This is a genomic window from Priestia sp. YIM B13551, from assembly GCF_042787905.1.
Taxonomy (GTDB): domain Bacteria; phylum Bacillota; class Bacilli; order Bacillales; family Bacillaceae_H; genus Priestia.
In genome coordinates, this window is record NZ_JBHZOX010000020.1 from 24289 (window position 1) to 30288 (window position 6000).

Here is a 6000-nt window from a genome sequence, read left to right on the forward strand (position 1 = left end):
CTTTAGAAATGTCTACGCTTGTAGATGTAAAGCTTAACTCACTTTGCAGCTCTTTATGTACAACCCTGTTGTGATATCTGTTATTGAAAACCCCCTAGACTCCTGCGGAAACTGTCGAGGGGTTTTTGTCTTTTTATAAAGGAAAAACTCAAAAGAACGAAGAATACATTACGGAACGTAATGATAAAAAAATATTCCAAAGGAGTGTTTTTTATGAAGTTCTGGATGAAAGAAATTAGTTATTCTCAAGTTGAAAATAAGATACAGAGTGGCTATAAAGAGTTGTTTATGATCGGACAGTTTCGAATTGTAGATGCCTACAAAATAGTAGATAGTAATGACCATACAAAAGATATTCAATCTCATTTCATACTGGATACGAAGACTGGTAATAACTATGAAATAAGTGTAGAGCTTGCTTACGGTCTTGTATCTGCATTTTATTGTGATGGGGATCGAAGGTCTCTATTATCTAATATAATAGCATGGGTAAAGCATATGAATGGTAAAAATAGATTAGCAACTAAAAAAACCGATATTTCTAATGTATTATCTGATGTAGTATAAATAAGAAAAGAGAGCAAACCTCTGCTCTCTTTTTTTGCATTATATTTAGAACAGCTTTCTTTTTCCCATATCTACTGCTATGATAATCAAGGAATGTGAAGGATAAAAGATGGAGAAACAAGATAAGTACGCAAACATTGATCTAACAAAAATTTATGAATATAGTGAGCTACCTGACAAGAAGAGTGGACGCTGTGACAACTGCGATGGAGTTAATTTCAAAAATAGTGTAGGTAAAGGCAAGTTTCTACGTGAATGTTTGAATTGTGGAATGAAGAAGTATATATAAAGAATCAATCAAAGAGTCTATGAAATTTATAGGCTCTTTTTCTATGTTTATATGTGTTTCTTTCTTGAAAATAGGGAATATTGTATATATAACGTTTAAAATGGAGGGAGTATATTGGAGCAGAATCCAATTTTGGAGCAATTAGAGGAGTATAGTAACAACCTAGAAAAAGAGATTGCCGTTTTACAAGAAAAAAGATGTATATCATACAAACCACTTTTAGAGAGTTTGAAGAAACAATATGCATTTGCTCATTTTCTCATGTATAAAGAATGCGTCTTTGATACAATGCCCCAAGGATATAAAACCCTTTTGTCTAAAGCTTTATCCGATGTACTGGTAATACACAGCACAGTTACTATAGGTTGTGTAACTCAAAGCTATAATATAGTACGATCCTTATTTGAAACATATGCTAATTTAATGTATATCAATAAAAACTTTGAGGCCAATATGAAGTATTATGAAGACTATACGATTTTTGCTCAGTACCACAAACTAGAGGAACATAAGAACGATCCAGATTATAAATATGATCCTTATTTTATACAATTTAAGAATAGAATGGAAGGCCCTCTCCAAGAAAAATACAGCTTCATAGAAAATAATTATAAAGAAAGAAAAGATTGGTATTTCATTCCACTATCTGAAGACATCAAAAACCACCCTGATTTGACAGAGCAGGAGAAAAAGAAAAAGAATATAAACTTCAAGACTCTTTGTGAAATTACAGGTAATGAAAAAATGTACCAAAAGCTGTATCCCTCTACATCCAATGCTGCTCATAGTACTTCACTAGTACATAACCTTCAAAGTCAGAGCGTTGCTTCTCAAGCGGGTACAGTAATTAGCTTGGTTAATCTCTCTATACATTTATTAAGCCAAATGTTACTAGTTGGCCTTAATAGACAGATAGAAACAGGTCATGAAGAGTGTGAAAAATATCTTGAAATAAGATTTGCTTAATAAAAAAAGAGAGAGCAAACCTCTGAAGTTGCCCTCTCTTCATCACGATAAGGTAATTCGATTTCTCGTAAAATCGGCACCTGATCCCTGCTGTCTTCATGATGGTTTTAATATATACATTTTGAACCGTTTGGAAAATATCTGTTGAAAAATCAAACTGCTCCGTCACCCCCCGTCGAAATACAATTCATGCTTTACCGCGTAATCATTAAAAGGTGGACAACCTACAGGAATTGTTACTAAAGGATTATAAATTGAAATCAAGTTGGAGAAATGAATATGGTAACTATAAAGCCTAGATTGCGAGAGCTACTAAAAGAAGGAGGTCTTACACAAGGACAATTGTCAGAAATGACGGGCCTCCCACATTCAATCAAATTAGGAGGCCTTTTCTACATGAAAAAACCCTAGATTTTTGATGAATACTTTATGTATTCCTATAAATAATCACATAAATGCACATAAATTCCTAAATTAATTCAAGCTAATAAAGTATTCCCCAATACCTGAATTTTCAAAAAAACTTTGCTTCTGTAGAGCAAATGCTACTGTTTTGACGAGCTTTTTGTACATGGCAAAATTTTAGAGATTGTTTACAAGTCAATTGGGGCTTTTGCATCAAAACCAAAGTATTTACTCTAATAGGGTCGATTGGCGTATGGAGTAACATTTTTTGATGTGAGATAATTCCGAGTATACGGAAAGCAATAAGTGGGAGAGTGAGAATATGAGTGAAAAAAATAGAGAGATTGAATTTATAAAAATTATATGTGTCATAGATGGTTTGGCTGAAGGCTTAAACATTAGAAAAGAGCAAGAGTATTACGGATTTGAGACTGTCGATGAGCTTGGTTACAATGTTTATACGGAGAAAGAAAAAGGTAGATTGCCTATTTATATCGGGTCATATCCAAAGACGTATTTTCAGCTAATAGATAATGAAATATATGTTGTAACGTTCGAAAAAAATGCCTAACATTTTGGACGTATTTTCTTTTACAGACAAGTAGGGTCATTATCTACAATAGGTGAAGGGCCCAATAAAGAAAGCAACCCTAAAGGTTGCTCTTTCTATAAAACTATTGTCTTTACAATCAAGTATATTGCAACAATAGCTGCAAGTACTATTAGTACATTTAAAATACGATGTTGAGTAGCTAAGTGATTATGCTTCCTATCTGCACGAGTCAATGGTTGCTTTTCATTGTTATTTCCACTCACTATGTTACATCTCCCATCCTATTTGGTTATTTGTTTTCATAATTTAAGCCATAAGCTGATCTTCGTTAGTTGATTCTTCTTTTTTCATTTTCCTTATACATAAGATATAAAAACCACTAAATTTAATAATCGACCAAATAAGTGTAACCCCAGGTTCATAGTTAACTACCATAAACAAACTTGGTATAGATTCGGAAACAGAATCGTTACTTGTGAGAAATAGTGCTAAAAACATGTTATTTACTGCATGTGCTCCTTTTTTATATGCTTGCGTTTAGTTATTGGCTTATATTTTTTATGAAATGGACGAGAGATTCAAAGATGTCTCAAAGACTAAAGTAGAACGTAATGAGAAGCATGGTAGCGTGAATAATGATAAATAAAAAGAAGTCCTACTAAAATCATGAAACAAATAATAACAACTGCCATTCAAGTCCTGCTTTCTTTTATAGCCTAAATACCGCCTAAATGCTTTTCTTCATGCCACACTCTCGACATTCACGTAAGAAAACGCCACCTTTTACGGAACTTTTAAAGTAAGATGAATTGCAGTTATCGCATCGGCCACTAACCTTATCCGGGAATTCAGCATAGTCATACACTTTATCAAAATCGATTTCTTGCTCTTTTATTTCTTCCAGGTTGATCACTCTTTTCTGTTTGGCTTTTAATAGACTAACACAATTAGGTCTACATAAAAGGTGTATGTTAAAATTACTATGGTTTTTCCACTAGTTGCATCTGAAAAATTTGTGTTTCTTGAATACCTGCTCTTTGGAGTTCCTCTTTAAAGGATTCTCCTTCTTTTAGTTTAAGGATTCTCTTTGAACCGTCACGTAACGTGTATACTCTAAAATTGTACATGAATATGAATGTACCTCCACCCAAATAAATGATTCCTGCACACGATTTCTTCAGGAATTAAGCCAAGCGAACATCAATTAGCTCGCTTAATCTCATTTTATTCTTTAACTCAAATACGTCATCAATGAAAATAAATAAATTCCCAAGAGAATCAACAAACTGAATGAATCCTGTCTCTGTTATGCATTCGCCTTGCTTGTAATATGTAAGGTACACTTGTTTATTTGTATGTAAGGCTTCAATTAAGGTGAAATTAATTTGTTCCATTTGCTCTTCTGTTAAAACAGGTTGAGCTACTTCTGCTTGCTTATTTATCATTTCCTTTAACCCTATGTATTGCTCTGGCATTGTCGCAAAAGGGCGCCATTTTTTCATTCGTCTATGGTGATGTATGATATTTTTCCTTTTGAGAATATCAAAGAGACGACTTGGTGTTTTTCTCCCTTCCTTCTTTAATAAGAAGTGGAAGCTAATATTTAAATAACAGTGCGTCATTATTAAAGTATCACTCACTTCCATGAGACCTATCTAAACAACATGTACGCGTAATGAATAATAATTATCTTGATTTATCTATTGTATATAAATATAATGTAACTGGAGTACGCAAAAAGAGAACATTAGATTTAAAATATACTTTTCGTTATTATAGTTTTTTCGATTCCATTCATTACCTATATACAAAAAAAGGATGTTCATTATAATGAAATTACAGTATGAAGAGAGTAAAGAAGATACACCAACTTAATGCTGTAGTGCCGTTAATTAAGTTACAAATGGAATAAATCCTAAATTCCTTTAGCTTTTGAAGAAGATATATGCAGTTATTACGGTTAAGATTTTTGAAAGCGATATCATTCCGAGTAAAGAAAAACATTTTAACAAGCTATAGAGATATCTAGTGTTATTGCTACCTTATCTCTAGGGACTAGATAAAGGAGAAGATATTTCTTTATAGGAAATGAGGGAATAATAGATTAGGATACCATTGTCCAATTGTAGAGGCATAAATATAGAAGTGACTTTTACTATTTTTATATGAATGTTAGACAAAAGACAGAACTCCAAAAAGGTTAAAAGGATAATGGAAAAGCTCTTTATAAACAATCTTATATACTTAAGTATATAAGGTAAGCCGAAAAAGTGTATTTTTACAATGAAGATTATGAAAACGCTTTACTGGAAGGGGCGCTAATTTCAAATCATATGATTACCATTTATGTTTAAGATTATCCACCCATTAGATGTATTTTTAATTATTGTCTTTTTTATAAACGCTAGACTAAGCATAGGCTCTCTATAAGTGTTTTAATGAACCGAGAATTGAAAGGGGTTACAACTATGAAGAAGTTCGGATTGGCTACACAAATATTTATTGGACTTGCGTTCGGGATTGGTATAGGTGCTATTTTTTATGGAAATAGTACAGCGATGGCCATTCTTCAACCTTTAGGCGATGTTTTTCTTCACCTCATTAAAATGATTGTTATTCCTATCGTTGTATCCGCACTCATCGTATCTATAGCTGGTGTGGGTGATATTAAAAAGTTAGGAAAACTAGGTGGAAAAACCATTCTTTATTTTGAAATTGTTACTACAATTGCATTAGCAGTGGGCTTATTAGCCGCAAATTTATTCCATCCAGGTACTGGTATAGATATGGGGAACCTTGAGAAAGGTGACATATCCAAATATGAAGAAACATCTAAAACAACTGAGAGTGCAGGTGTAGCAGCTCAAATCGTTCATATTATCCCAACTAATATATTCCAATCGTTGGCTGAGGGAAATTTATTAGCGATTATCTTTTTCTCAGTATTATTTGGTCTAGGCGTTGCAGCGATTGGAGAAAAAGGCAAACCAGTCTTAAACTTTTTTGAAGGTGTACTAGAATCCATGTTTTGGATGACAAACTTAGTTATGAAATTTGCCCCATTTGGCGTATTTGCTTTAATTGGTTTGAATGTGGCGAAATTTGGAATTGGTTCATTAATTCCTTTAGGAAAGTTAGTACTGGTTATATATCTGACCATGATTTTCTTTGTTTTTGTAGTATTAGGTATTATTGCAAAAATGGCTGGAACTAATGTTTT

The 6000-nt window shown here is 32.9% G+C and carries 7 protein-coding genes; 5 read left to right on the plus strand and 2 right to left on the minus strand.

Features of this window, described 5'->3' with window-relative positions:
- Positions 1 to 213 precede the first annotated feature (213 nt).
- The 4 genes from ACFX4N_RS30140 (at position 214) to ACFX4N_RS30155 (ending at position 2798) form a co-directional block, all read left to right on the plus strand.
- Positions 214 to 567: a hypothetical protein gene (locus ACFX4N_RS30140; RefSeq protein WP_377263705.1), complete on the plus strand. Its 354-nt coding sequence runs from the start codon at positions 214 to 216 to the stop codon at positions 565 to 567.
- Positions 568 to 676: 109 nt separating this feature from the next.
- Positions 677 to 856, plus strand: coding sequence for a DUF8096 family protein (locus tag ACFX4N_RS30145; protein ID WP_244659781.1), 180 nt, complete (start codon positions 677 to 679; stop codon positions 854 to 856).
- Between the two features lie 114 nt (positions 857 to 970).
- A complete protein-coding gene (locus ACFX4N_RS30150) occupies positions 971 to 1822 on the plus strand; it encodes a DUF5677 domain-containing protein (RefSeq protein ID WP_192101182.1) in 852 nt (283 codons plus the stop codon).
- Positions 1823 to 2549: 727 nt separating this feature from the next.
- On the plus strand, positions 2550 to 2798 hold the full coding sequence (locus ACFX4N_RS30155) for a hypothetical protein (RefSeq protein ID WP_016766720.1): 249 nt from the start codon (positions 2550 to 2552) through the stop codon (positions 2796 to 2798).
- 709 nt (positions 2799 to 3507) lie between these two features.
- Here the strand turns inward: ACFX4N_RS30155 and ACFX4N_RS30160 are convergent.
- Both ACFX4N_RS30160 and ACFX4N_RS30165 read right to left on the minus strand, forming a co-directional pair.
- Positions 3508 to 3684 (minus strand): DUF8096 family protein, encoded by a 177-nt coding sequence (locus ACFX4N_RS30160; protein ID WP_098548130.1) that lies wholly within the window; start codon positions 3682 to 3684, stop codon positions 3508 to 3510.
- A 280-nt stretch (positions 3685 to 3964) separates the two neighbouring features.
- The gene (locus ACFX4N_RS30165) at positions 3965 to 4282 is read right to left on the minus strand and encodes a YolD-like family protein (RefSeq protein ID WP_098287608.1); all 318 of its coding nucleotides are present in this window, start codon (positions 4280 to 4282) and stop codon (positions 3965 to 3967) included.
- Between the two features lie 966 nt (positions 4283 to 5248).
- On the opposite strand from ACFX4N_RS30165, the gene ACFX4N_RS30170 reads away from it, so the two are divergent.
- Positions 5249 to 6000: cation:dicarboxylate symporter family transporter (locus tag ACFX4N_RS30170; protein WP_377263714.1), on the plus strand; the 752-nt coding region annotated here is incomplete at its 3' end.